The organism is Shimwellia blattae DSM 4481 = NBRC 105725, from assembly GCF_000262305.1.
GTDB classification, from domain to species: Bacteria; Pseudomonadota; Gammaproteobacteria; order Enterobacterales; family Enterobacteriaceae; genus Shimwellia; species Shimwellia blattae.
The window spans coordinates 3,842,484-3,868,228 of the sequence record NC_017910.1 but is presented as its reverse complement, the minus strand read 5'-3'; the positions used below and the strand labels follow the sequence as shown (position 1 = coordinate 3,868,228).

The following is a 25,745-nucleotide window of genomic DNA, read 5'->3' as shown; positions in this document are numbered from 1 at the left end:
ATATGCCTGGCGGCCGTAGCGCGGTGGTCCCACCTGACCCCATGCCGAACTCAGAAGTGAAACGCCGTAGCGCCGATGGTAGTGTGGGGTCTCCCCATGCGAGAGTAGGGAACTGCCAGGCTTTAATTAAACGAAAGAGCCCTGTCGAAAGACAGGGCTTTTTTGCGTCTGTGCATCGTACAAAGACACACGCCAACAATCCTACCCCGGACAAGCCAACCTCAGGCAGATAAGGTAAACTAGCGGCATATCAGTATCTGGATAATGCTATGACTATCTCCCTTAAAACACTTAACACCTTTAATCTTCAGGCGACCGCCCGTAACCTGGTGCAGGCCTCGACACCGGCACAGCTCTCTGCCGCCTGGCAACAGGCTACGGCCGCAGATCTCCCGGTACTGATCCTTGGGGGAGGGAGCAATGTTCTGTTCCTGGACGACTTCTCAGGAACGGTGATCCTGAACCGTATTGAGGGGATTGAGGTTACCGACAAGGATGATGCCTGGCACCTGCATGTTGGCGCCGGAGAGAACTGGCATCAGCTGGTTGAGTATACCCTTGAGCGCAATATGCCCGGGCTGGAGAACCTGGCCCTGATCCCTGGCTGCGCCGGCTCTGCACCTATCCAGAATATCGGTGCCTACGGCATTGAGATTAAACACGTCTGCGACTATGTGGAGTGCGTTGAGCTCGCCACCGGCGAGGTGGTACGCCTGAGCGCGGCGGAGTGCCGTTTCGGCTACCGGGACAGCATCTTTAAACATGAATACCAGGATCGCTACGCCATCACCGCGCTGGGGTTACGCCTGCCCAAAGCCTGGCAACCGGTGCTCAGCTACGGTGACCTGACCCGGCTGACGCGTGAAACCGTGACCCCACAGCAGGTATTTGATGCGGTCTGCCATATGCGCATGACCAGGCTCCCGGATCCGAAAATACAGGGCAACGCGGGCAGCTTTTTTAAAAACCCGGTAGTCAGTGAACGTGCGGCGGCGACATTACTGCGCGACTACCCGGGAGCACCGCATTATCCCCAGCCTGACGGCCAGGTAAAACTGGCGGCCGGGTGGCTGATTGACCGCTGCGAATTAAAAGGCTTTCGGATGGGAGGCGCTGCGGTACACAGCCAGCAGGCGCTGGTACTGGTTAATATGGATAATGCAACCAGCCTTGATGTGGTGCAGTTAGCCCATGAAGTGCGTCAGCGGGTGGGAGATAAATTCGGCATCTGGCTGGAGCCGGAAGTGCGCTTTATCGGCCCGCAGGGAGAGGTGAGCGCAGTGGAGACCATTTCATGAGAGACTACAAAGTCCCTCTTGCCCTGATAAGCAAACTGGCAGACGGCGAGTTTCATTCCGGTGAACAACTGGGCGAATACCTGGGAATGAGCCGTGCGGCGATCAATAAACATATTCAGACCCTGCGCGACTGGGGTGTGGATGTGTTTACGGTGCCGGGTAAGGGCTACAGCCTGCCTGCGCCGATTCAGTTGCTGGATGCGGATGTTATCCGCCAGCAGATCCCTGATGGCTCCGTTAGCGTCTTGCCGGTCATCGATTCTACGAATCAGTACCTGATGGAGCGGCTGAGTGAGCTGACGTCTGGCGATGCCTGCATTGCCGAGTACCAGCATGCTGGCCGTGGGCGCAGGGGGCGCCAGTGGTTTTCCCCCTTTGGTGCGAACCTTTATCTGTCGATGTTCTGGCGTCTGGAGCAGGGGCCTGCGGCCGCTACCGGCCTGAGCCTGGTGATTGGTATTGTGATGGCGGAAGTGCTGCAGCAACTGGGGGCTGAGCAGGTACGGGTTAAGTGGCCGAACGATCTTTATCTTCACGATCGTAAACTTGCCGGGATCCTGGTCGAATTAACCGGGAAAACCGGCGATGCTGCGCAGATTGTGATTGGAGCCGGTGTTAACCTGGTTATGCGTCATGTTGCAACGGATATTGTTAACCAGGGCTGGATCAATCTTCAGGAAGCCGGGGTGAGCGTTGATCGTAATCAGCTGTCGGTACGGCTTATTACCGCGCTGCGCTCGGCGCTGACTCTGTTTGAACAGCAAGGGCTTGCTCCGTTCCTGTCGCGCTGGGAAAAGCTGGATAACTTTATTAACCGCCCGGTTAAACTGATTATTGGCGATAAAGAGATATTTGGTATTTCCCGGGGCATTGATCAGCAGGGCGCGTTATTGCTGGAGCAGGACGGTGAGATAAAACCCTGGATTGGCGGGGAGATCTCTTTACGTAGCGCAGAGTAATGGCTGCTGGCGGGGGATATACCGCCCGCCAGCGTCTCTGCTATTTGCGTAACCGCACCGACTCGATAGCGTGATTGGCGCTTTTGGTTAATATCAGGCTCGCCCGCTCGCGGGTGGGTAAGATATTCTCTTTCAGGTTGCGCCAGTTGATCTCCTTCCACAATTGCGCCGCCACGCCGACGGCTTCCTCTTTGCTGAGTTTGGCATAATGGTGGAAATAGGAGTCCGGATCGGTAAATGCTCCCTCACGGAATTTTAAGAAGCGGTTGATATACCAGCTTTCCAGCAGCGATTCCGGGGCGTCCACATAGATAGAAAAATCAACAAAATCAGAAACAAATACATGGTGCGGATCATGCGGGTAATCCATGCCGCTTTGCAGAACATTAAGCCCTTCGAGAATCAAAATATCCGGGTGTGATACGGTTTTATCTCCATCGGGAATAACGTCATAAATCAGATGGGAATATACCGGAGCGGTAACATCCGGCACGCCAGATTTTATATCCGAGACAAATTTCACTAAGCGGTGCATATCATAGGAAAGGGGAAAGCCTTTCTTCTTCATTAGCCCGCGTTCTTTCAGTACGTCATTCGGGTGCAGAAAACCATCGGTGGTGATCAGCTCTACCCGCCGGTGTTCCGGCCAGCGGCTGAGCAGCGCCTGAAGGACGCGTGCGGTGGTGCTTTTACCTACCGCCACACTACCGGCAATACTGATGACATAGGGAATACGCTGGCCATTAGTGCCGAGAAACTGCTCCAGCACCGCCTGGCGGCGCAGGTTAGAACTAATATAGAAATTCAGTAAACGCGAGAGCGGCAAATAGATTTCGGCCACTTCATCCAGAGAAAGGTCTTCATTGATACCTTTCAGCCGGGCAATTTCTCCTTCAGTGAGCGTCATGGGTACTGAATCACGCAGTGCGGCCCACTGGCTCCGGTTAAATTGTAGATATGGAGTCATTAACGTTTACTCTCTGTCACCTATAGGGATTAATCACATTAAAATACTTCAGATCGTTATCAGGAGATCTGAATAGATAGCTGTGATCGCTGGCAGGTGTTTTACTTAGTTAATTATCGACGATGGGCAGGAGGGTAACACCAGATGGGCGGGAATAATAAGAAAAAATAACAGAACGTGATGTGGGCCAGGCATCACACCCGGTTTCCTTATGGCCCGGGGGCCTCCGGGCTTATCGGGTGCCAGACAGAACAGTAAAAAACACCTGTTTTTGCTGATGTAATAGACAAAAATGGATGCGATCGCACAAAATATGAGCATAAGAACAAAATAGGCAATTTTTTTGTTGCATAGCGGCCCGGCTATTCCTAGAATGCGCGCTACTTGATGCCGACTTAGCTCAGTAGGTAGAGCAACTGACTTGTAATCAGTAGGTCACCAGTTCGATTCCGGTAGTCGGCACCATCAAGATTCGGGTGGGGTTCCCGAGCGGCCAAAGGGAGCAGACTGTAAATCTGCCGTCACAGACTTCGAAGGTTCGAATCCTTCCCCCACCACCAAATTCGGCAACGCGGTTGCGTCGCCAGAACCGGAGCAGTGCTAGTCATCATCCGGTTCAGATAACAGGGCCTGGCCCTGTTATTATCACAGAAAGAATCGGGTAGCCGAGTTTTCAGGATGCGGGCATCGTATAATGGCTATTACCTCAGCCTTCCAAGCTGATGATGCGGGTTCGATTCCCGCTGCCCGCTCCAGATGTGCTGATATGGCTCAGTTGGTAGAGCGCACCCTTGGTAAGGGTGAGGTCCCCAGTTCGACTCTGGGTATCAGCACCACTTCCTTTCTCCTCCCTTTATCTTCTCTGTATTAAAATTCAGCTAATTCAGGCGTTGGCCTGGTTGATGTGGTGATACCACCGATTTATCCGTGTCTTAGAGGGACAATCGATGTCTAAAGAAAAGTTTGAACGTACAAAACCGCACGTTAACGTCGGTACTATCGGCCACGTTGACCATGGTAAAACGACGCTGACCGCTGCTATTACTACCGTACTGGCTAAAACCTACGGTGGTGCTGCCCGCGCATTCGATCAGATCGATAACGCACCGGAAGAAAAAGCACGTGGTATCACCATCAACACGTCTCACGTTGAATACGATACCCCGACCCGCCACTACGCTCACGTAGACTGCCCGGGGCACGCCGACTATGTTAAAAACATGATCACTGGTGCTGCTCAGATGGACGGCGCTATCCTGGTTGTTGCTGCAACTGACGGCCCGATGCCGCAGACCCGTGAGCACATCCTGCTGGGCCGCCAGGTAGGCGTTCCGTACATCATCGTGTTCCTGAACAAGTGCGACATGGTTGATGACGAAGAGCTGCTGGAACTGGTTGAAATGGAAGTTCGTGAACTTCTGTCTCAGTACGACTTCCCGGGCGACGATACTCCGATCATCCGTGGTTCTGCTCTGAAAGCGCTGGAAGGCGACGCAGAGTGGGAAGCAAAAATCATCGAACTGGCTGAAACCCTGGATTCTTACATCCCGGAGCCAGAGCGTGCTATCGACAAGCCGTTCCTGCTGCCTATCGAAGACGTATTCTCCATCTCCGGTCGTGGTACTGTAGTTACCGGTCGTGTAGAGCGCGGTATCATCAAAGTTGGTGACGAAGTAGAAATCGTTGGTATCAAAGATACCGCTAAATCTACCTGTACTGGCGTTGAAATGTTCCGCAAACTGCTGGACGAAGGCCGTGCTGGTGAGAACGTTGGTGTTCTGCTGCGTGGTATCAAACGTGAAGAAATCGAACGTGGTCAGGTTCTGGCTAAGCCAGGCACCATCAACCCGCACACCAAGTTCGAATCTGAAGTGTACATCCTGTCCAAAGACGAAGGCGGCCGTCATACTCCGTTCTTCAAAGGCTACCGTCCGCAGTTCTACTTCCGTACTACTGACGTGACCGGTACCATCGAACTGCCGGAAGGCGTTGAGATGGTAATGCCGGGCGACAACATCAAAATGGTTGTTACCCTGATCCACCCGATCGCAATGGACGACGGTCTGCGTTTCGCAATCCGTGAAGGCGGCCGTACTGTAGGCGCGGGTGTTGTTGCTAAAGTTCTGGGCTAATATAGCCAATAGCATTTGACGCACTGCGTGATAAAAGGGCATCATTTGATGCCCTTTTTGTACGCTCTTCAACCAGAACCTGGCTCATCAGTGATTTTTTTTCCATAATCATTGCTGAGACAGGCTCTGAAAAAGGCGTTTATGCTGTAGCATACAGGTATCGTAGTCTGCGCCATGCTGCTGGGATCAGAGCAGGGCAGGCAGAACGCATACGGTTTGGTTTGCCTCGCCACTGCGGGGCAAAAGTGTTTGTCTGAATTATTGTGACAGGTTGGTTTATGAGTGCTAATACCGAAGCTCAGGGAAGTGGGCGCGGCCTGGATGCGGCCAAGTGGGTGGGCGTTGCCGTGTTGCTGCTTGTCGCGGTCGTAGGCAACTATCTCTATCGTGATATAACGCTGCCTCTGCGTGCGCTGGCAGTGGTGATTTTAATTGCCGCCGCGGGTGGCATTGCGCTGCTGACGACCAAAGGGAAGGCAACAGTTGCATTTGCCCGTGAAGCGAGAACCGAAGTACGTAAAGTCATTTGGCCTACTCGTCAGGAAGCACTGCACACCACATTAATCGTGGCGGCGGTTACCGCTGTAATGTCCCTGATTCTCTGGGGTCTGGACGGTATTCTGGTCCGCCTGGTTTCTTTTATTACTGGCCTGAGGTTCTGAGATGTCTGAAGCTCCTAAGAAGCGCTGGTACGTCGTTCAGGCGTTTTCCGGTTTTGAAGGACGCGTAGCAACTTCCCTGCGCGAACATATTAAATTACACAACATGGAAGAGCTGTTTGGTGAAGTCATGGTCCCGACCGAAGAAGTGGTTGAGATCCGTGGCGGCCAGCGTCGCAAAAGCGAACGTAAATTCTTCCCGGGCTACGTACTGGTCCAGATGGTGATGAACGATGCCAGCTGGCACCTGGTGCGCAGCGTTCCGCGCGTAATGGGTTTCATTGGTGGTACTTCAGATCGTCCGGCACCAATCAGTGACAAAGAAGTTGATGCAATCATGAACCGCCTGCAGCAGGTTGGTGACAAGCCGCGTCCGAAAACGCTGTTTGAACCGGGTGAAATGGTTCGCGTTAACGATGGTCCGTTTGCTGACTTTAACGGCGTAGTTGAAGAAGTTGACTACGAGAAGAGCCGCCTGAAAGTGTCGGTTTCCATCTTCGGCCGTTCTACGCCGGTTGAGCTGGACTTCGGCCAGGTTGAAAAGGCCTGATCCGTCGATCAAAAAAGCGGCGATCTAATCGTTGCACCGGGCGCGAAATTGGCATACAATTTCGCGCCTTTTGTTTTTATGGGCCTGTGCCCGTAAAACGAATTTTTATACACGGGGAGCCTCTCTGAGGCGCTATACCCACTAGAGGAAATTAAGATGGCCAAGAAAGTACAAGCCTACGTTAAGCTGCAGGTTGCAGCTGGTATGGCTAACCCGAGTCCGCCTGTAGGTCCGGCTCTGGGTCAGCAGGGTGTTAACATCATGGAATTCTGCAAAGCGTTCAACGCGAAGACTGATTCCGTGGAAAAAGGTCTGCCGATTCCGGTTGTTATCACCGTATATTCTGACCGTTCTTTCACCTTCGTAACCAAGACCCCTCCGGCTGCCGTTCTGCTGAAAAAAGCAGCGGGCGTCAAGTCTGGTTCTGGCAAGCCGAACAAAGAGAAAGTGGGTAAAGTAACTCGCGCTCAGGTTCAGGAAATTGCACAGACTAAAGCCGCGGACATGACTGGTGCTGACATTGAAGCGATGACTCGCTCAATCGAAGGTACTGCACGTTCCATGGGCCTGGTAGTGGAGGACTAAGACAATGGCTAAACTGACCAAGCGTATGCGCGTGATCCGTGACAAAGTTGATGCGACCAAACAGTACGACATCAACGAAGCTGTTGCCCTGCTGAAAGAGCTGGCCACTGCTAAATTCGTAGAAAGCGTTGACGTTGCCGTAAACCTCGGCATCGATGCACGTAAATCTGACCAGAACGTACGTGGTGCAACTGTACTGCCGCACGGTACTGGCCGTTCTGTACGTGTTGCCGTATTTACCCAGGGCGCAAACGCTGAAGCTGCTAAAGCTGCAGGCGCTGAACTGGTAGGTATGGAAGATCTGGCTGACCAGATCAAAAAAGGCGAAATGAACTTTGACGTTGTTATCGCTTCCCCGGATGCGATGCGCGTTGTTGGCCAGCTGGGCCAGGTTCTGGGCCCGCGTGGTCTGATGCCAAACCCGAAAGTTGGTACTGTAACCCCGAACGTTGCTGAAGCAGTTAAAAACGCTAAAGCTGGTCAGGTTCGTTACCGTAACGACAAAAACGGCATCATCCACACCACCATCGGTAAAGTTGACTTTGACGCTGACAAACTGAAAGAAAACCTGGAAGCCCTGCTGGTTGCGCTGAAAAAAGCAAAACCGTCTCAGGCTAAAGGCGTGTACATCAAGAAAATCAGCCTGTCCACTACCATGGGCGCGGGTGTTGCAGTAGATCAGTCCGGTCTGAGCACCGCGACTACTGCTTAAGTTTTGCCTTTACGTGGGGGCAAGATTTGTCTAGAATCTTACCCCCATACATTTGCCCGGTTGTCTGCCGGGTAAATCAGTAAGACAGAATTTTCGGTTGGAGCCTGGCCTTATCCAGGCCTCCGTCCAAGACCGCAGGTGTTTCGCAAGAAACTTAATTCCCTGCGTAGACGGTGACAGAACCTGAAGAATATTTTTTAAGTAGACTTTGGCTTGTTTCTGCTCACCGTATGTTAATGCGCTCTCTCATTTTGACTGAGCGTGAAGTGAGTTCCGGGGGCGACCCCGGCTATACCCAGGAGCAAAAAGCTAATGGCTTTAAATCTTCAAGACAAACAAGCAATTGTTGCTGAAGTCAGCGAAGTAGCCAAAGGCGCGCTGTCTGCGGTAGTTGCGGATTCCCGTGGCGTAACCGTAGACAAAATGACCGAACTGCGTAAAGCAGGTCGCGAAGCCGGCGTATACATGCGTGTTGTTCGTAACACCCTGCTGCGTCGTGTTGTTGAAGGCACTCAGTTCGATTGCCTGAAAGACGCGTTTGTTGGTCCGACCCTGATTGCATACTCTATGGAACACCCGGGCGCTGCTGCTCGTCTGTTCAAAGAGTTCGCGAAAGCGAATGCAAAATTTGAGGTCAAAGCCGCTGCCTTTGAAGGTGAGCTGATCCCGGCATCCCAGATCGATCGCCTGGCAACTCTGCCGACTTACGAAGAAGCACTGGCACGCCTGATGTCGACCATGAAAGAAGCCGCTGCCGGCAAACTGGTTCGTACTCTGGCTGCTGTACGCGACGCAAAAGAAGCTGCTTAATCGCACTTTTTTGCCAAACGTATTGGCTAACGTATAAACTTTATTCTGATTTTCAGGAACAATTTAAATGTCTATCACTAAAGATCAAATCATCGAAGCAGTTGCCGCTATGTCCGTAATGGACGTTGTAGAACTGGTTTCTGCAATGGAAGAAAAATTCGGCGTTTCTGCTGCTGCTGCTGTAGCTGTAGCTGCTGGCCCGGCTGAAGCTGCTGAAGAAAAAACTGAATTCGACGTAATTCTGAAAGCTGCTGGCGCTAACAAAGTTGCTGTTATCAAAGCAGTACGTGGCGCAACTGGCCTGGGTCTGAAAGAAGCAAAAGACCTGGTTGAATCTGCTCCGGCCGCTCTGAAAGAAGGCGTGAGCAAAGACGACGCAGAAGCTCTGAAAAAATCTCTGGAAGAAGCTGGCGCTGAAGTTGAAGTTAAATAAGCCAACTTTTCTGGTTGCAGCCTGAGCAATCAGGCTGATGGCTGGTGACTTTTTGGTCACCAGCCTTTTTGCGCTGTAAGGTGCCAGTAGCGTTTCACACTGTTTGACTACTGCTGTGCCTTTCAATGCTTGTTTCTATCGACGCCTTAATATACTGCGACAGTGCCCCTCAGCCCTGTGTAAATCGCAATGAAATGATTTAAGCGTGATAGCAACAAGCATTGCGGGAAGTTATTCACTTTCCGGTCAACAAAATAGTGTTGCATAAACTGCCCCCCAGATGGGCAGATGGGTCGACTTGTCAGCGAGCTGAGGAACCCTATGGTTTACTCCTATACCGAGAAAAAACGTATTCGTAAGGATTTTGGTAAACGTCCACAAGTTCTGGATGTGCCTTATCTCCTTTCTATCCAGCTTGACTCGTTTCAGAAGTTTATCGAGCAAGATCCTGAAGGACAGTATGGTCTGGAAGCTGCCTTCCGTTCCGTATTCCCGATTCAGAGCTACAGCGGTAATTCCGAGCTGCAATACGTCAGCTACCGCCTTGGCGAACCAGTTTTTGACGTCCAGGAATGTCAGATCCGTGGCGTGACCTATTCTGCACCGCTGCGTGTAAAACTGCGCCTGGTGATCTACGAGCGTGAAGCGCCGGAAGGCACCGTAAAAGACATCAAAGAACAAGAAGTCTACATGGGCGAAATTCCGCTCATGACCGACAACGGTACCTTTGTTATCAACGGTACTGAGCGTGTTATCGTTTCTCAGCTGCACCGTAGCCCGGGTGTCTTCTTTGACAGTGACAAAGGTAAGACCCACTCTTCCGGTAAAGTGCTGTATAACGCACGTATTATCCCTTACCGTGGCTCCTGGCTGGATTTTGAATTCGATCCGAAAGACAACCTGTTTGTTCGTATCGACCGCCGCCGTAAACTGCCGGCCTCTATCATTCTGCGCGCACTGGACTTCACCACTGAGCAGATCCTGGATCTGTTCTTCGAAAAAGTGGTCTTTGAAATCCGCGATAACAAACTGCAGATGGAGCTGGTTCCGGAGCGTCTGCGTGGTGAAACTGCCTCTTTTGACATCGAAGCCAACGGCAAAGTCTATGTTGAAAAAGGCCGTCGTATCACTGCACGCCATATCCGTCAGCTGGAAAAAGACGATATCAAGCATATCGAAGTTCCGGTTGAATATATCGCGGGCAAAGTGGCATCTAAAGACTATATCGATGAAGCCACTGGCGAGCTGATTTGCGCCGCGAACATGGAGCTGTCTCTGGATCTGCTGGCTAAGCTGAGCCAGTCTGGTCACAAGCGTATCGAAACGCTGTTCACCAACGATCTGGACCACGGCCCGTATATTTCTGAAACCTTACGCGTTGACCCGACTAACGACCGCCTGAGCGCGCTGGTAGAAATCTACCGCATGATGCGCCCGGGTGAGCCGCCGACACGTGAAGCGGCTGAAAGCCTGTTTGAGAACCTGTTCTTCTCTGAAGACCGCTATGATCTGTCTGCGGTAGGTCGCATGAAGTTCAACCGTTCTCTGCTGCGTAACGAGATCGAAGGCTCCGGTATCCTGAGTAAAGAAGACATCATCGATGTCATGAAAAAACTCATCGATATCCGTAACGGTAAAGGCGAAGTGGATGATATCGACCACCTCGGCAACCGTCGTATCCGTTCCGTAGGCGAAATGGCGGAAAACCAGTTCCGCGTCGGCCTGGTACGTGTTGAGCGTGCGGTGAAAGAGCGTCTGTCTCTGGGCGATCTGGATACCCTGATGCCTCAGGACATGATCAACGCCAAGCCTATCTCTGCGGCAGTGAAAGAGTTCTTCGGCTCCAGCCAGCTGTCTCAGTTTATGGACCAGAACAACCCGCTGTCTGAGATCACGCACAAACGCCGTATCTCTGCACTGGGCCCGGGCGGTCTGACCCGTGAACGTGCGGGCTTCGAAGTTCGAGACGTACACCCGACCCACTACGGCCGCGTGTGCCCAATCGAAACGCCTGAAGGTCCGAACATCGGTCTGATCAACTCCCTGTCCGTGTACGCACGTACTAACGAATACGGTTTCCTCGAAACCCCGTATCGTCTGGTGCGCGACGGTGTGGTGACCGATGAGATCCATTACCTGTCTGCTATCGAAGAAGGCAACTACGTTATCGCCCAGGCGAACTCCAACCTGGATGAAGAAGGCCACTTCGTAGAAGACCTGGTTACCGCCCGTAACAAAGGCGAATCCAGCTTGTTCAGCCGCGACCAGGTTGACTACATGGACGTTTCCACCCAGCAGGTGGTTTCTGTCGGTGCGTCCCTGATCCCGTTCCTGGAACACGATGACGCCAACCGTGCATTGATGGGTGCGAACATGCAACGTCAGGCAGTGCCGACCCTGCGCTCTGATAAGCCGCTGGTTGGTACAGGTATGGAGCGCGCGGTAGCGGTTGACTCCGGTGTTACTGCAGTTGCCAAACGTGGTGGTGTTATCCAGTACGTGGATGCCTCCCGTATCGTTATCAAAGTTAACGAAGACGAGATGTACCCGGGCGAAGCAGGTATCGACATCTATAACCTGACTAAGTACACCCGTTCTAACCAGAACACCTGTATTAACCAGACTCCTTGCGTATCGCTGGGTGAGCCGGTTGATCGCGGTGACGTTCTGGCAGATGGTCCGTCTACCGACCTCGGTGAACTGGCACTGGGCCAGAACATGCGCGTGGCGTTCATGCCATGGAACGGTTACAACTTCGAAGACTCCATCCTCGTTTCCGAGCGTGTGGTTCAGGAAGACCGTTTCACCACCATCCACATTCAGGAACTGGCTTGTGTGTCCCGCGACACCAAACTGGGGCCAGAAGAGATCACCGCTGATATCCCGAACGTGGGTGAAGCTGCGCTCTCCAAACTGGATGAGTCCGGTATCGTATACATCGGTGCGGAAGTTCGCGGTGGCGACATCCTGGTTGGTAAAGTTACGCCGAAAGGCGAAACTCAGCTGACCCCGGAAGAGAAACTGCTGCGCGCTATCTTCGGTGAGAAAGCGTCTGACGTTAAAGACTCTTCCCTGCGCGTACCAAACAGCGTTTCCGGTACGGTTATCGACGTTCAGGTCTTCACCCGCGATGGCGTGGAAAAAGACAAACGTGCGCTGGAAATCGAAGAGATGCAGCTCAAGCAGGCGAAGAAAGACTTGTCTGAAGAGCTGTCTATCCTCGAAGCGGGTCTGTTCAGCCGTATCCGTGCGGTACTGATCTCCGGCGGCGTTGAAGCTGAGAAGCTCGACAAGCTGTCACGGGATCGCTGGCTGGAACTGGGCCTGACCGACGAAGAAAAACAGAATCAGCTGGAACAGCTGGCTGAGCAGTACGACGAACTGAAACACGAGTTCGAGAAAAAACTCGAAGCGAAACGCCGCAAAATCACCCAGGGCGATGATCTGGCACCGGGCGTGCTGAAAATCGTTAAAGTGTATCTGGCTGTGAAACGTCACATCCAGCCGGGTGACAAGATGGCAGGTCGTCACGGTAACAAGGGTGTTATCTCCAAGATCAACCCGATCGAAGATATGCCTTACGATGAAAACGGCACGCCGGTAGACATCGTACTGAACCCGCTGGGCGTACCGTCTCGTATGAACATCGGTCAGATTCTGGAAACCCACCTGGGTATGGCTGCGAAAGGTATCGGCGACAAGATCAACGCCATGCTCAAGCAGCAGCAGGAAGTGGCCAGACTGCGTGAGTTCATCCAGCGTGCTTACGATCTGGGTGCAGATGTTCGTCAGAAAGTTGACCTGAACACCTTCAGCGACGAAGAAGTTCTGCGTCTGGCTGAAAACCTGCGCAAAGGTATGCCGATCGCAACACCGGTATTCGACGGTGCAAAAGAAGCGGAAATTAAAGAGCTGCTGAAACTGGGTGACCTGCCGACTTCCGGCCAGATCACGCTGTTTGACGGCCGCACCGGTGAGCAGTTTGAGCGTCAGGTAACCGTCGGTTACATGTATATGCTGAAACTGAACCACCTGGTCGACGACAAAATGCATGCTCGTTCCACCGGTTCTTACAGCCTGGTTACTCAGCAGCCGCTGGGTGGTAAGGCGCAGTTCGGTGGTCAGCGCTTCGGGGAGATGGAAGTGTGGGCGCTGGAAGCATACGGCGCCGCCTACACCCTGCAGGAAATGCTCACCGTTAAGTCTGATGACGTGAACGGCCGTACTAAGATGTATAAGAACATCGTAGACGGTAACCATCAGATGGAACCGGGCATGCCGGAATCCTTCAACGTACTGTTGAAAGAAATCCGTTCGCTGGGTATCAACATCGAACTGGAAGACGAGTAATTCTCGCTCAAACAGGTTCAGGGTGCCGGGGTGATTCCCGGCACCTGAGAGTGCTAACTCCGACGGGAGCAAATCCGTGAAAGACTTATTAAAGTTTCTGAAAGCGCAAACTAAAACCGAAGAGTTTGATGCGATCAAAATTGCTCTGGCTTCGCCAGACATGATCCGTTCATGGTCTTTCGGTGAAGTTAAAAAGCCGGAAACCATTAACTACCGTACCTTCAAGCCGGAGCGTGACGGCCTTTTCTGCGCCCGTATCTTTGGGCCGGTAAAAGACTACGAGTGCCTGTGCGGTAAGTACAAGCGCCTGAAACACCGCGGTGTTATCTGTGAGAAATGCGGCGTTGAAGTGACCCAGACCAAAGTACGCCGTGAGCGTATGGGCCACATCGAGCTGGCGTCTCCGACTGCGCACATCTGGTTCCTGAAATCCCTGCCGTCCCGTATCGGCCTGCTGCTGGATATGCCGCTGCGCGATATCGAACGTGTTCTGTACTTCGAATCCTATGTGGTTATCGAAGGCGGGATGACCAACCTGGAACGCCGTCAGATCCTGACGGAAGAACAGTATCTGGACGCGCTGGAAGAGTTCGGTGACGAATTCGACGCGAAGATGGGTGCTGAAGCTATCCAGGCTCTGCTCAAGAACATGGATCTGGAGCAGGAATGCGAAACCCTGCGCGAAGAGCTGAATGAAACCAACTCTGAAACCAAACGTAAAAAGCTGACCAAGCGCATCAAGCTGCTGGAAGCCTTTGTACAGTCTGGTAACAAGCCGGAGTGGATGATTCTGACCGTTCTGCCGGTACTGCCGCCAGATCTGCGTCCGCTGGTTCCGCTGGATGGCGGCCGTTTTGCGACTTCTGACCTGAACGATCTGTATCGTCGCGTCATTAACCGTAACAACCGTCTGAAACGTCTGCTGGATCTGGCGGCGCCGGATATCATCGTACGTAACGAAAAACGTATGCTGCAGGAAGCGGTAGATGCCCTGCTGGATAACGGCCGTCGCGGTCGTGCCATCACCGGCTCTAACAAGCGTCCGCTGAAATCTCTGGCCGACATGATCAAAGGTAAGCAGGGTCGTTTCCGTCAGAACCTGCTGGGTAAACGTGTTGACTACTCCGGCCGTTCGGTTATTACCGTAGGTCCGTACCTGCGTCTGCATCAGTGCGGTCTGCCGAAGAAAATGGCTCTGGAACTGTTCAAACCGTTCATCTATGGCAAGCTGGAACTGCGTGGCCTTGCGACCACCATCAAAGCCGCCAAGAAAATGGTAGAGCGCGAAGAAGCCGTGGTCTGGGATATCCTGGATGAAGTTATCCGCGAACACCCGGTCATGCTGAACCGTGCGCCGACCCTGCACCGTCTGGGTATTCAGGCATTTGAACCGATCCTTATCGAAGGTAAAGCAATGCAGCTGCACCCGCTGGTGTGTGCCGCATATAACGCCGACTTCGATGGTGACCAGATGGCAATCCACGTACCGCTGACCCTGGAAGCCCAGCTGGAAGCGCGTGCGCTGATGATGTCTACCAACAACATCCTCTCCCCGGCGAACGGCGATCCTATCATCGTTCCGTCTCAGGACGTTGTACTGGGTCTGTACTACATGACCCGTGACCGTATCAACGCCAAAGGCGAAGGTATGGTGCTGACTGGCCCGAAAGAAGCGGAACGTCTGTACCGCTCCGGTCTGGCTGAGCTGCACGCTCGCGTTAAAGTACGTATCACTGAGTTCGAAAAAGACGAGCAGGGTAACTTTGTGGCGGTAACGTCTATCAAAGACACCACTGTTGGTCGTGCGATCCTGTGGATGATCGTGCCGAAAGGCCTGCCGTACAGCATCGTGAACCAGGCACTGGGTAAGAAAGCGATCTCCAAAATGCTGAACGCTTGCTACCGTACCCTGGGCCTGAAGCCGACCGTTATCTTCGCTGACCAGATCATGTACACCGGCTTTGCTTATGCAGCCCGTTCTGGTTCTTCCGTTGGTATCGACGACATGGTTATCCCGGCGAAAAAAGCCGAGATCGTTGCCGAAGCGGAAGCCGAAGTTGCCGAGATTCAGGAGCAGTTCCAGTCTGGTCTGGTTACCGCTGGCGAACGTTACAACAAAGTCATCGATATCTGGGCTGCGGCGAACGATCGCGTATCCAAAGCGATGATGGAAAACCTGCAGACTGAAACCGTGATTAACCGTCACGGCGAAGAAGAGCAGCAGGTATCGTTTAACAGCATCTACATGATGGCCGACTCCGGTGCGCGTGGTTCTGCGGCCCAGATTCGTCAGCTGGCCGGGATGCGTGGTCTGATGGCGAAGCCAGATGGCTCCATCATCGAAACGCCAATCACCGCGAACTTCCGTGAAGGTCTGAACGTACTCCAGTACTTCATCTCTACCCACGGTGCTCGTAAAGGTCTGGCGGATACCGCACTGAAAACAGCGAACTCCGGTTACCTGACCCGTCGTCTGGTTGACGTGGCCCAGGATCTGGTTGTTACCGAAGACGACTGCGGTACGTTCGAAGGTATCACCATGACCCCGGTTATCGAGGGTGGTGATGTTAAAGAACCGCTGCGCGATCGCGTTCTGGGTCGTGTAACGGCAGAAGACGTTCTCAAGCCGGGCACTGCGGATATTCTGGTGGCGCGTAATACGCTGCTCAACGAGCAGTGGTGTGATCTGCTGGAAGAGAACTCCGTAGACTCCGTGAAAGTGCGTTCCGTTGTATCCTGTGACACTGACTTCGGCGTGTGTGCACACTGCTACGGTCGTGACCTGGCCCGCGGCCACCTGGTGAACAAAGGTGAAGCGATCGGTGTTATCGCGGCACAGTCCATCGGTGAACCGGGTACTCAGCTGACCATGCGTACCTTCCACATCGGTGGTGCGGCATCTCGTGCGGCAGCTGAATCCAGCATTCAGGTGAAAAACAAAGGTAGCATCAAGCTGTCTAACGCCAAGTCTGTTGTTAACTCCAGCGGTAAACTGGTTATTACTTCCCGTAATACCGAGCTGAAGCTGATCGACGAATTCGGCCGTACCAAAGAAAGCTATAAAGTGCCTTACGGTTCCGTACTGTCTAAAGGTGATGGCGAGCAGGTTGCCGGCGGTGAAACCGTTGCAAACTGGGATCCGCACACCATGCCGGTTATCACCGAAGTGGCAGGTTTCGTTCGCTTTACTGACATGATTGATGGCCAGACCATCACGCGCCAGACTGACGAACTGACCGGTCTGTCTTCCCTGGTGGTTCTGGATTCTGCAGAACGTACCGGTGGTGGTAAAGACCTGCGTCCGGCACTGAAAATTGTTGATGCCAACGGCGACGACGTGATGATCCCGGGCTCTGATATGCCGGCTCAGTACTTCCTGCCTGGTAAAGCGATTGTTCAGCTGGAAGACGGCGTTAAGATTAGCTCCGGTGACACCCTGGCGCGTATTCCGCAGGAATCCGGCGGTACTAAAGATATCACCGGTGGTCTGCCGCGCGTTGCGGACCTGTTCGAAGCCCGCCGTCCGAAAGAGCCGGCAATCCTGGCTGAGATCAGCGGTATTATCTCCTTCGGTAAAGAGACCAAAGGCAAGCGTCGTCTGGTGATCACGCCGGTTGATGGTAGCGATCCGTACGAAGAGATGATCCCGAAATGGCGTCAGCTGAACGTGTTCGAAGGTGAACGCGTTGAACGTGGTGACGTGGTTTCTGATGGTCCGGAAGCACCGCATGACATTCTGCGTCTGCGTGGCGTTCACGCGGTAACCCGTTACATCGTGAACGAAGTACAGGACGTTTACCGTCTGCAGGGCGTTAAGATCAACGATAAGCACATTGAAGTTATCGTTCGTCAGATGCTGCGTAAAGCCACCATTGCCAGCGCCGGTAGCTCCGAGTTCCTGGAAGGTGAGCAGGTTGAATACTCCCGCGTCAAGATCGCTAACCGCGAACTGGAAGCGAACGGCAAAGTGGCGGCAACCTATGCCCGCGACCTGCTGGGTATCACCAAAGCCTCTCTGGCAACCGAGTCCTTCATCTCTGCGGCATCGTTCCAGGAGACCACGCGTGTCCTGACCGAAGCAGCCGTTGCGGGTAAACGCGACGAACTGCGCGGCCTGAAAGAGAACGTTATCGTGGGTCGTCTGATCCCGGCCGGTACTGGTTATGCGTACCACCAGGATCGCGCCCGTCGCCGTGCCGCGGGTGAAGCGCCTGTTGCACCGCAGGTGAGCGCAGAGGAAGCCTCTGCTAACCTGGCAGAACTGCTGAACGCAGGTCTGGGTGGCAATCACGACAACGACTGATCGTTGATACGTTAAGCTAAAAAGCCAGTCAGTTTTCTGACTGGCTTTTTTTATGAATACACCCACTATCCCCGGTCACAAATCCTCTGTCTCTTTTCGCTATTTTCCCCGTTCCTGTTCTGCCTGTTTCTGGCCAGTGAATAAAAATTCTACATGTGTCAAAAAATACCGCGATTAAAGCCGATATAGTCAGGGTTGGAATAACTATCTGATTGATTTCAAATCACGTTTTTGTCGGGATCTGTGCCGGTGTCAGGGCACGGGTGGGCGTTGTATCGGCAAAAAACAGGGGAGGTCGCCGGTAAATAAACAGTACCAGAATTTTTTGAACTTAATGGAGCCGTTCTGGGGGATATATGGAATTTGCTATTCAACTTATTATTATCTTGATATGTCTGTTTTATGGCGCGAAAAAGGGCGGTATTGCGCTGGGGCTGTTAGGCGGTATCGGGCTGGTTATTCTGGTTTTTGTTTTCCATCTTGCGCCGGGCAAGCCGCCGGTTGATGTGATGCTGGTGATCATTGCTGTGGTGGCTGCCTCTGCTACGTTGCAGGCTTCTGGTGGCCTTGATGTAATGCTGCAAATTGCCGAGAAACTGCTGCGGCGTAATCCCAAATATGTCTCTATTGTGGCGCCATTTGTCACCTGCACACTGACAATCCTGTGCGGCACGGGGCATGTGGTTTATACCATCCTGCCGATTATTTATGACGTGGCGATTAAAAATAATATTCGCCCGGAGCGACCAATGGCGGCCAGCTCCATCGGCGCGCAAATGGGGATTATCGCAAGCCCGGTGTCTGTGGCCGTGGTTTCCCTGGTGGCGATGCTCGGGAATTTTACCTTTAACGGCAAACATCTCGGGTTTCTGGATTTACTGTCTATTACCATCCCTTCCACGTTACTGGGTATTCTGGCTATCGGTATTTTTAGCTGGTTTCGCGGCAAGGATCTGGATAAAGACGAAAAATTCCAGGAATTTATTGCAGTGCCGGAAAACCGTCATTATGTCTATGGTGATACGGCAACACTCCTGGATCGCAAACTGCCGGCCAGTAACTGGGTCGCCATGTGGATTTTTCTCGCGGCGATTGCCGTAGTGGCGGTACTGGGGGCGTTTTCTGAACTGCGCCCTGCCTTTGACGGTAAACCCCTGTCGATGGTGCTGGTTATCCAGATGTTTATGCTGCTCTCCGGCGCGTTGATTATTATCGTGACCAAAACAAACCCGGCCTCTATCTCTAAAAACGAGGTGTTCCGTTCGGGGATGATTGCCATTGTTGCGGTCTATGGTATCGCCTGGATGGCAGAGACGATGTTTGGCGCCCATATGAGCGAGATTAAAAGCGTACTGGGCGAGACGGTGAAGGAGTACCCGTGGGCCTATGCGATTGTCTTACTGATCGTGTCGAAATTTGTTAACTCTCAGGCTGCGGCTCTGGCCGCGATTGTGCCCATCGCACTGGCGATTGGTGTTGAACCGGCTTATATCGTGGCATCGGCCCCCGCCTGCTATGGCTACTATATTCTGCCTACCTACCCCAGTGATCTGGCGGCGATTCAGTTTGACCGCTCCGGCACCACGCATATTGGCCGCTTTGTGATTAACCACAGTTTTATTTTGCCGGGGTTAATTGGTGTCAGCGTGTCGTGCGTATTCGGCTGGGTCTTTGCCGGGATGTACGGATTTTTATAACCCGTTAAAACCCGTGCCGGGCATATTGCCAGCACCCGGCACGGGTTTGTACCAGCTGTCCTGACCTTTTCATACTGGTGTAGCCCGGCTTAGTCGTACAGCCATTTCCCTGCCCGGGCAGATTCAGCGAACATTTTTATCGTAAGCGGCTGACGGGTCGCTTCGACATCTTTGCGGCTGGGTCCGAACCATTTTGTTGCTACGGGGGTATTTTCCCAGGGAAAGTATTTTGACCAGTCGACGACAGAAAGATCAACATTGAAGCATATTTCAAAGCGTTGCAGGGCGTCAGATAAGTCATCACCGGGAACGTCAAACAGGTCTGAATCAAGTGTCAGAGGAACCGTCTGCCAGTGTTTGTCCAGGTAGCCAGGAATTTCCTCTCTGAACAGCGCTAAAACAGCATCTTGTATATTCATGAAGGGGAGGCCCACTGTATTCGATCTTTCGGCCTGGCTATCAGGTTGTACTTATTCAGTGTGTTATTTGATGCCTGATACAGTGAGTTAATGAGGCCAATCCAGCCTAATTAAGTTCAGATATGGGCAGACATGCTCCTCATATTATCGTCTGTTTTTAAATCATAAAACTCGCAATATATTGAATTATGGGCCCGGGTGGGCCCATCTGGATGGCATGCTGGTGGTAGTTATCGTGCAGGGCGGCCCAGGTAGCCGTCCCAGTCTTTCCATACCGGTTGTAGCCCGGCGGCAACCAGCATCTGTGCCACTTCATCCGGTGTGCGGCCATCGTGCGGGGCGAACTGCTCCAGCTCTGGCGCATCGCCATCCGCATAGCCACCGGGCTGGGTGCGGGAAAACGCGCTGACGTGGTTAATCACCAGCGGCACCACGTGGTCCCGGAACCAGGGGGATTCCCGGGTAGAGAGTGACAGCTCCACATCGGGCGACATAATGCGAAAGGCACAAATCACCTGCAGGAGCTGGCGCTCGTCCATCAGCGATGCGGGCTGAACGCCGCCAGCACAGGGGCGCAGGCGCGGGAAGGATACCGAATAACGGCTGCGCCAGTAGTGTTGCTGTAGCCACAACAGATGCTCCGCCACCATATAGCAGTCCACCCGCCAGCTGTCAGACAAGCCAATCAGTGCCCCGAGGCCAATGCGGTCAATACCGGCCCGGCCCAGCCGATCCGGGGTTTCCAGCCGCCAGAAGAAATCCTGTTTCTTACCGCGCAGATGGTGCCGGGCGTAGGTGGCTTCATGGTAGGTCTCCTGGTAGACCATCACCCCGTCAAGGCCGAGGGTTTTCAGCTCGGCATATTCTTCTTCGGCCAGGGGCTGGACCTCCATTTGCAGGGAGCTGAACTGGCTGCGGATATAGGGCAGGTGGCGGCGGAAGTAGTCCATCCCCACTTTGGTCTGATGCTCACCGGTGACCAGCAGCAGGTGGCTGAAGCCCAGCTCGCGGATAGCGGCACACTCCCGGGCTATCTCGGCGTCATCAAGGGTTTTGCGCTTCAGATGGTTACTCATCGAAAAGCCGCAGTAGGTGCAGTCGTTGGCGCACAGGTTGGAAAGATACAGCGGCACATAAAAACTGACCGTGTTGCCAAAGCGCTGGCGGGTCAGGGCGTGGGCCTTCTGCGCCATCGCCTCCAGGTATCCGGCTGCCGCCGGGGAGAGCAGGGCGAGCATATCTTCCCGGTCCGGGCGGCGGGCGGCGAGGGCGGCCTCCACATCACGGGGGGTTTTGCTGTTGATCCGCAGCCGGATATCGTCGTTATCCAGCTGTTGCCAGCGTTGGGTAAAGGTTTCCATCAGCAGTGCTCCAGAAAGCCGGTCAGCGGGCTGGTGGCCCGGGCCTGAGTATGGCGTTTCCCCGGGCCGGACCGGGCGGCAATCTGGCCTGCCTCCACGGCCAGACGGAATGCCCGGGCCATCTGTACCGGATCATCCGCCACGGCGATGGCGGTATTCACCAGCACCGCATCGGCGCCCATTTCCAGCGCTTCGCAGGCGTGGTGCGGCACGCCGATCCCCGCATCAACCACCACCGGCACCCGGGCCTGCTCGATAATAATCTCCAGCATGGCGCGGGTTTGCAGCCCCTGGTTAGAGCCGATCGGTGCGCCAAGGGGCATCACGGCGGCGCATCCGGCCTCTTCCAGCCGTTTACACAGTACCGGGTCTGCGCCGCAGTAGGGCAGTACCACAAAACCCTGTCTGACCAGCGCTTCAGCCGCTTTCAGGGTTTCGATGGGATCCGGCAGTAAATAGCGGGCGTCCGGGTGGATCTCCAGTTTGACCCAGTGGGTGCCCAGCGCTTCCCGGGCGAGCCGGGCGGCAAATATCGCCTCTTCAGCGGTTTTTGCCCCGGAGGTATTGGGCAGCAGGCTGACACCCAGCGCCTGAAGGGGGGAGAGAATATCATCGCGCTGGCCCTGCAAATCCAGGCGCTTCATGGCCATGGTCACCAGCTGGGAGCCGGAGGCGGTGATCGCCGCGCTCATCACCTCTGGTGAGGCGAATTTACCGGTGCCGGTAAACAGCGGCGAAGAGAATGTCTTATCAGCAATCTGTAACATGTTAACCCCCGGCAATAGCCTGAAAGAGCAGGATCTGGTCCCCGTCGCGCAGCAGGTGTTGCGGCCACTGCGCCCGGGGAATAATGGTCTGGTTGACCGCCAGCGCACAGCCGGACTGGCGGATCTCAAGTTGTGCCAGGAACTGGCTGATGTTGCAGCCCTCCGGGCACTGAACGGTCTGGTCGTTAAACTGGATCTGCATGGTGTCCTCCGCAAACCGGGCAATCCGGCGCCCGGCGTAGTGCCAGGGTGCGCCACTGGAGCGCTCTGGCATCAAACAGCTGTAATTTGCCACTGGCAACAGCCATTCCGCTGAGCAGCTTCAGCGCTTCCAGCGCCTGTAAGGTGCCCATGATGCCCACCACCGGTCCCGGGATACCGGCGGTGCGGCAGTTAAGTGCCGGTTCGGCATCCTCTGGCCACAGGCAGCGGTAGCAGCCGCTGGACCAGGGGGGCGTCAGTACCATCAGCTGGCCGCTGAACCCCACGGCGCTGGCGCTGATTAGCGGCGTGTCCAGCGCCACGCAGGCGGCGTTGATTTCCTGGCGGGCGGCCATATTGTCGGTGCAGTCAAGCACCAGGTCCGCCCGGGCGACAGCCTGGCGCAATGGCAGGCCGGATAACCGCTGGTGGAGGACATCCACGCGGATGGCCGGGTTGAGCCGCTCAAGCTGGCGTTTCGCCACCTTTGCTTTGGGCTGTTCAAGGTCGCCGCTGCTGAACAGGATCTGGCGCTGCAGGTTGCTGATATGCACGGTGTCGTCATCGGCCACGACCAGGTGGCCCACCCCGGCCCCGGCCAGGTAGAGGGCCGCCGGGGAGCCCAGCCCGCCAAGGCCGATAATCAGCACCTGGCTGGCGAGCAGTTTTTGCTGGCCCTCCAGGGCTATCTCCTCCAGCAGCAGCTGGCGGCTGTAGCGCATAAAATCTGCGTCATTCATCCCCGGCACCCGCAATGTCCAGCAGCTGTGCCGTGGCCTGGCGCCAGTCCGGCGCCTGTGTTATCGCGCTGACCACAGCAATACTGCCGACGCCGGTATCCATCACTGCGGGTGCCCGGGCAATGCTGATACCGCCAATGGCCACTGTCGGGTACTCTCCCAGGCGCCGGATATGTGCCGCCAGCTGTGCCAGCCCCTGGGGGGCGGAGGGCATCTGTTTGGTCAGGGTGGGGAACACATGGCCCAGGGCGATATAGGAAGGTCTGGCCGCGAGCGCGACGTCGATTTCCATATCGTCATGGGTGGACACCCCGAGCCGCAGCCCCGCTTTACGGATGGCGTTCAGATCGGTGGTTTCCAGGTCCTCCTGGCCCAGGTGGACCCCGTAGGCCTGGTGTTTAATCGCCAGCCGCCAGTAGTCGTTAATAAACAGCCGGGCGTTATAGCGCCTGCCCAGGGCGATAGCCGCAGCCACATCGGCCTCGACCTCGTGGTCCTGCTTGTCTTTAATGCGCAGCTGGATAGTACGCACACCGGCCTCCAGCAGGCGGGCAATCCACTCCACCGAGTCAACAACCGGGTAGAGCCCCAGGCACCGGGGCATGGCGGGAAAATCGGGTTGGTACAGCATTATATTTCCTCCTGGCGAAGATAGATCTCCCCGCCTTTCGTCTGGAAAGCGCGCGACATATCTGCCATACCGGCATCCATTTGCTGGCGGGCAGCGTAGTCGCGCACATCCTGGCTGATTTTCATTGAACAGAATTTGGGCCCGCACATGGAGCAGAAGTGGGCCACCTTGCCGGATGCCTGGGGCAGTGTTGCATCGTGGTAGGCCCGGGCGGTAAAGGGATCCAGCGCGAGGTTAAACTGATCCTCCCAGCGGAATTCAAAACGCGCTTTCGACATGGCGTTATCGCGGATCTGGGCGCCGGGGTGCCCTTTTGCCAGATCGGCTGCGTGGGCGGCAATTTTGTAGGTGATAAGCCCCTGGCGGACATCGTCTTTATCCGGCAGGCCGAGGTGCTCCTTCGGGGTCACATAGCAGAGCATGGCGCAGCCGAACCAGCCGATCATCGCCGCACCAATCCCGGAGGTGAAATGATCATAGCCCGGGGCAATGTCTGTGGTGAGCGGGCCGAGGGTGTAGAACGGGGCCTCGTGGCAGTGCTCCAGCTCTTCGGTCATATTGCGCTGGATCATCTGCATCGGCACATGGCCCGGGCCTTCGATCATCACCTGCACGTCATACTCCCGGGCGATGCTGGTCAGCTCACCAAGGGTGTGTAACTCGGCGAACTGGGCTTCATCGTTGGCGTCCTGAATTGATCCCGGGCGCAGCCCGTCGCCGAGGGATAGGGCCACATCATAGGCCGCGCAGATCTCGCAGATCTCCCGGAAGTGCTGGTAAAGAAAGTTTTCCTGATGGTGGGACAGGCACCACTTAGCCATGATCGACCCCCCGCGCGAGACGATCCCGGTCAGGCGTTTTGCGGTCATCGGCACATAGCGCAGCAGAACCCCGGCGTGGATAGTAAAGTAGTCGACCCCTTGTTCTGCCTGCTCCAGCAGCGTATCCCGGAAGATGTCCCAGTTCAGGTTTTCGGCAATGCCGTTAACCTTCTCCAGGGCCTGATAAACGGGCACCGTGCCGATGGGCACCGGGCTGTTGCGCAGGATCCACTCCCGGGTTTCGTGGATATAGCGCCCGGTGGAGAGATCCATCACCGTATCGGCCCCCCAGCGGGTGGCCCAGACCAGCTTTTCCACCTCTTCTTCAATGGATGAGCTCACCGCCGAGCTGCCGATATTGGCGTTCACCTTCACCAGGAAGTTGCGGCCGATAATCATCGGCTCTGACTCCGGGTGGTTAATGTTGGCCGGGATAATCGCCCGGCCAGCGGCCACCTCAGCGCGCACAAATTCACCGGTGATATTCTCCGGCAGCCGGGCACCAAACCCCTGGCCCGGGTGCTGTTGGCGTAAAACCGCACTGCGAATGCGCTCGCGGCCCATGTTCTCGCGAATGGCGATAAACTCCATCTCCGGGGTGATTATCCCCTGGCGGGCATAGTGAAGCTGGGTGACACATTGCCCGCTACGGGCGCGTCTGGGGCGGGGCAGCGCCCGGAAGCGCAACTCGTCAAGGGTATCGTCTGCCAGGCGCTGGCGGCTCCAGGTGGAGCTGCGGGCGTCCAGGGGCTCGGTATCGTTACGCTGCGCTATCCACGGCTGGCGTAATCTGGCCAGCCCCTGGTGCACATCCACCTGGATTGCCGGATCCCCGTAAGGGCCGGAGGTGTCATACACCACAACCGCTTCGTTGGGCTCATAGCGGGGCGAGTGGGGATCCTGGTTTATCAGGGTCGGGCTGAGCTGGATTTCACGCACCGGCACGCGGATATCTTCCCGGCTGCCGGTGAGGTAAATACGCTGTGAACTGGGGTAACTGGTCCCTTCAAGGGTGTTGATAAAGTGCCGGGCGGCATCGCGCTGCGCGCGACGGTCTGGTTTTTCTGTGGTGTTGGACATAGCTCATTTCCGGTTTAAACGCAGAATATGGCTTGCCAGAACGACGGAAGGAGTAATTTACCCTGAGTTATCACCCGGTGAAGAAGCCGGTGAGCTCAGTGAAAACAGTGAGGCATTACTCTTGTTCCCTTCGCAGGTTTTAACCTGATCAGGTTCCGCGGATCCCGAATTAACGGTCTCAGCCCGCGGCGAACGTAAACGCTCACCTCTGGGCACTCCGACAAGATTCATCCCCGCATGTGCGGGGGCAGTTGTAAATTACGCGTTAAT

General features: G+C 54.8%; 20 protein-coding genes, 4 tRNA genes, 1 rRNA gene, 1 pseudogene and 1 riboswitch. Of the genes and pseudogenes, 17 read left to right on the top strand and 9 right to left on the bottom strand.

All coding sequences use genetic code 11. The features are described 5' to 3' along the window. Positions 1–5 precede the first annotated feature (5 nt). From rrf to birA, 3 genes are all read left to right on the top strand, one after another. Positions 6–121: ribosomal RNA gene (gene rrf, locus EBL_RS18100) — 5S ribosomal RNA — on the top strand. Positions 122–269: 148 nt separating this feature from the next. Further along, a complete protein-coding gene (murB, locus tag EBL_RS18095; RefSeq protein WP_002445551.1) occupies positions 270–1,298 on the top strand; it encodes a UDP-N-acetylmuramate dehydrogenase in 1,029 nt (342 codons plus the stop codon). Beyond that, on the top strand, positions 1,295–2,257 hold the full coding sequence (gene birA / locus EBL_RS18090) for a bifunctional biotin--[acetyl-CoA-carboxylase] ligase/biotin operon repressor BirA (RefSeq protein WP_002445549.1): 963 nt from the start codon (positions 1,295–1,297) through the stop codon (positions 2,255–2,257). The genes murB and birA overlap by 4 nt, the downstream gene beginning before the upstream one ends. Positions 2,258–2,297: 40 nt before the next feature. Here the strand turns inward: birA and coaA are convergent, their stop codons facing one another. Beyond that, positions 2,298–3,224, bottom strand: coding sequence for a type I pantothenate kinase (gene coaA / locus EBL_RS18085; RefSeq protein ID WP_002445547.1), 927 nt, complete (start codon positions 3,222–3,224; stop codon positions 2,298–2,300). 389 nt (positions 3,225–3,613) lie between these two features. Here coaA and EBL_RS18080 point away from each other — a divergent pair. From EBL_RS18080 to EBL_RS18015, 14 genes are all read left to right on the top strand, one after another. Then, positions 3,614–3,689 (top strand) — tRNA-Thr (locus EBL_RS18080). Between the two features lie 10 nt (positions 3,690–3,699). Continuing rightward, positions 3,700–3,784 (top strand) — tRNA-Tyr (locus EBL_RS18075). 120 nt (positions 3,785–3,904) lie between these two features. Then, a tRNA-Gly gene (locus tag EBL_RS18070) sits at positions 3,905–3,979 on the top strand. Positions 3,980–3,984: 5 nt separating this feature from the next. Then, positions 3,985–4,060 (top strand) — tRNA-Thr (locus EBL_RS18065). Between the two features lie 111 nt (positions 4,061–4,171). Next, positions 4,172–5,356, top strand: coding sequence for an elongation factor Tu (gene tuf / locus EBL_RS18060; protein WP_014716237.1), 1,185 nt, complete (start codon positions 4,172–4,174; stop codon positions 5,354–5,356). Positions 5,357–5,634: 278 nt separating this feature from the next. Next, entirely contained in the window at positions 5,635–6,018 is a 384-nt protein-coding gene (gene secE, locus EBL_RS18055; protein ID WP_002445281.1) for a preprotein translocase subunit SecE, read from the top strand. Between the two features lies 1 nt (position 6,019). Further along, positions 6,020–6,565: a transcription termination/antitermination protein NusG gene (nusG, locus tag EBL_RS18050; RefSeq protein ID WP_002445280.1), complete on the top strand. Its 546-nt coding sequence runs from the start codon at positions 6,020–6,022 to the stop codon at positions 6,563–6,565. Between the two features lie 156 nt (positions 6,566–6,721). After that, entirely contained in the window at positions 6,722–7,150 is a 429-nt protein-coding gene (gene rplK, locus EBL_RS18045; RefSeq protein WP_002445279.1) for a 50S ribosomal protein L11, read from the top strand. 4 nt (positions 7,151–7,154) lie between these two features. After that, a complete protein-coding gene (rplA, locus tag EBL_RS18040; protein WP_002445278.1) occupies positions 7,155–7,862 on the top strand; it encodes a 50S ribosomal protein L1 in 708 nt (235 codons plus the stop codon). A gap of 312 nt (positions 7,863–8,174) precedes the next feature. Next, the gene (gene rplJ, locus EBL_RS18035; RefSeq protein ID WP_002445277.1) at positions 8,175–8,672 is read left to right on the top strand and encodes a 50S ribosomal protein L10; all 498 of its coding nucleotides are present in this window, start codon (positions 8,175–8,177) and stop codon (positions 8,670–8,672) included. Positions 8,673–8,739: 67 nt separating this feature from the next. Continuing rightward, positions 8,740–9,105, top strand: coding sequence for a 50S ribosomal protein L7/L12 (gene rplL, locus EBL_RS18030; protein ID WP_002445276.1), 366 nt, complete (start codon positions 8,740–8,742; stop codon positions 9,103–9,105). A 321-nt stretch (positions 9,106–9,426) separates the two neighbouring features. Beyond that, on the top strand, positions 9,427–13,455 hold the full coding sequence (gene rpoB / locus EBL_RS18025) for a DNA-directed RNA polymerase subunit beta (RefSeq protein WP_002445275.1): 4,029 nt from the start codon (positions 9,427–9,429) through the stop codon (positions 13,453–13,455). Between the two features lie 76 nt (positions 13,456–13,531). Next, a complete protein-coding gene (gene rpoC, locus EBL_RS18020; protein ID WP_002445274.1) occupies positions 13,532–17,758 on the top strand; it encodes a DNA-directed RNA polymerase subunit beta' in 4,227 nt (1,408 codons plus the stop codon). Between the two features lie 356 nt (positions 17,759–18,114). Further along, entirely contained in the window at positions 18,115–19,455 is a 1,341-nt protein-coding gene (locus tag EBL_RS18015) for an anaerobic C4-dicarboxylate transporter (RefSeq protein WP_002445273.1), read from the top strand. Positions 19,456–19,544: 89 nt separating this feature from the next. Here the strand turns inward: EBL_RS18015 and EBL_RS18010 are convergent, their stop codons facing one another. From EBL_RS18010 to thiC, 8 genes and pseudogenes are all read right to left on the bottom strand, one after another. Then, entirely contained in the window at positions 19,545–19,874 is a 330-nt protein-coding gene (locus tag EBL_RS18010; protein ID WP_232001881.1) for a DUF1493 family protein, read from the bottom strand. Further along, a pseudogene (locus EBL_RS20895) lies at positions 19,871–19,984 on the bottom strand (STM2901 family protein); the annotation flags it as partial. The gene EBL_RS18010 and the pseudogene EBL_RS20895, both read right to left, overlap by 4 nt. Positions 19,985–20,104: 120 nt before the next feature. Beyond that, a complete protein-coding gene (gene thiH / locus EBL_RS18005) occupies positions 20,105–21,235 on the bottom strand; it encodes a 2-iminoacetate synthase ThiH (RefSeq protein ID WP_002445271.1) in 1,131 nt (376 codons plus the stop codon). Then, entirely contained in the window at positions 21,235–22,002 is a 768-nt protein-coding gene (thiG, locus tag EBL_RS18000; RefSeq protein ID WP_002445270.1) for a thiazole synthase, read from the bottom strand. The genes thiH and thiG overlap by 1 nt, the downstream gene beginning before the upstream one ends. Position 22,003: 1 nt before the next feature. Beyond that, on the bottom strand, positions 22,004–22,204 hold the full coding sequence (gene thiS, locus EBL_RS17995; RefSeq protein WP_002445267.1) for a sulfur carrier protein ThiS: 201 nt from the start codon (positions 22,202–22,204) through the stop codon (positions 22,004–22,006). Continuing rightward, the gene (locus tag EBL_RS17990) at positions 22,188–22,943 is read right to left on the bottom strand and encodes a HesA/MoeB/ThiF family protein (RefSeq protein WP_002445265.1); all 756 of its coding nucleotides are present in this window, start codon (positions 22,941–22,943) and stop codon (positions 22,188–22,190) included. Before EBL_RS17990 ends, thiS begins: the two co-directional genes overlap by 17 nt. Continuing rightward, positions 22,936–23,571 carry a thiamine phosphate synthase gene (gene thiE, locus EBL_RS17985; protein WP_034920585.1) on the bottom strand — a complete coding sequence of 212 codons (636 nt, stop codon included), beginning with the start codon at positions 23,569–23,571 and terminating at the stop codon, positions 22,936–22,938. Before thiE ends, EBL_RS17990 begins: the two co-directional genes overlap by 8 nt. Positions 23,572–23,573: 2 nt before the next feature. Continuing rightward, a complete protein-coding gene (gene thiC, locus EBL_RS17980) occupies positions 23,574–25,475 on the bottom strand; it encodes a phosphomethylpyrimidine synthase ThiC (RefSeq protein WP_002445260.1) in 1,902 nt (633 codons plus the stop codon). 108 nt (positions 25,476–25,583) lie between these two features. Beyond that, a riboswitch (TPP riboswitch) is annotated at positions 25,584–25,705 on the bottom strand. Between the last annotated feature and the right edge of the window lie 40 nt (positions 25,706–25,745).

Excerpts from the sequence above, each read along its gene's own strand:
- murB (WP_002445551.1), top strand. The coding sequence starts at position 270 with ATGACTATCTCCCTTAAAACACTTAACACCTTTAATCTTCAGGCGACC.
- birA (WP_002445549.1), top strand. The coding sequence starts at position 1,295 with ATGAGAGACTACAAAGTCCCTCTTGCCCTGATAAGCAAACTGGCAGAC.
- coaA (WP_002445547.1), bottom strand. The coding sequence starts at position 3,224 with ATGACTCCATATCTACAATTTAACCGGAGCCAGTGGGCCGCACTGCGT.
- tuf (WP_014716237.1), top strand. The coding sequence starts at position 4,172 with ATGTCTAAAGAAAAGTTTGAACGTACAAAACCGCACGTTAACGTCGGT.
- secE (WP_002445281.1), top strand. The coding sequence starts at position 5,635 with ATGAGTGCTAATACCGAAGCTCAGGGAAGTGGGCGCGGCCTGGATGCG.
- nusG (WP_002445280.1), top strand. The coding sequence starts at position 6,020 with ATGTCTGAAGCTCCTAAGAAGCGCTGGTACGTCGTTCAGGCGTTTTCC.
- rplK (WP_002445279.1), top strand. The coding sequence starts at position 6,722 with ATGGCCAAGAAAGTACAAGCCTACGTTAAGCTGCAGGTTGCAGCTGGT.
- rplA (WP_002445278.1), top strand. The coding sequence starts at position 7,155 with ATGGCTAAACTGACCAAGCGTATGCGCGTGATCCGTGACAAAGTTGAT.
- rplJ (WP_002445277.1), top strand. The coding sequence starts at position 8,175 with ATGGCTTTAAATCTTCAAGACAAACAAGCAATTGTTGCTGAAGTCAGC.
- rplL (WP_002445276.1), top strand. The coding sequence starts at position 8,740 with ATGTCTATCACTAAAGATCAAATCATCGAAGCAGTTGCCGCTATGTCC.
- rpoB (WP_002445275.1), top strand. The coding sequence starts at position 9,427 with ATGGTTTACTCCTATACCGAGAAAAAACGTATTCGTAAGGATTTTGGT.
- EBL_RS18015 (WP_002445273.1), top strand. The coding sequence starts at position 18,115 with ATGGAATTTGCTATTCAACTTATTATTATCTTGATATGTCTGTTTTAT.
- EBL_RS18010 (WP_232001881.1), bottom strand. The coding sequence starts at position 19,874 with ATGAATATACAAGATGCTGTTTTAGCGCTGTTCAGAGAGGAAATTCCT.
- thiH (WP_002445271.1), bottom strand. The coding sequence starts at position 21,235 with ATGGAAACCTTTACCCAACGCTGGCAACAGCTGGATAACGACGATATC.
- thiG (WP_002445270.1), bottom strand. The coding sequence starts at position 22,002 with ATGTTACAGATTGCTGATAAGACATTCTCTTCGCCGCTGTTTACCGGC.
- thiS (WP_002445267.1), bottom strand. The coding sequence starts at position 22,204 with ATGCAGATCCAGTTTAACGACCAGACCGTTCAGTGCCCGGAGGGCTGC.
- EBL_RS17990 (WP_002445265.1), bottom strand. The coding sequence starts at position 22,943 with ATGAATGACGCAGATTTTATGCGCTACAGCCGCCAGCTGCTGCTGGAG.
- thiC (WP_002445260.1), bottom strand. The coding sequence starts at position 25,475 with ATGTCCAACACCACAGAAAAACCAGACCGTCGCGCGCAGCGCGATGCC.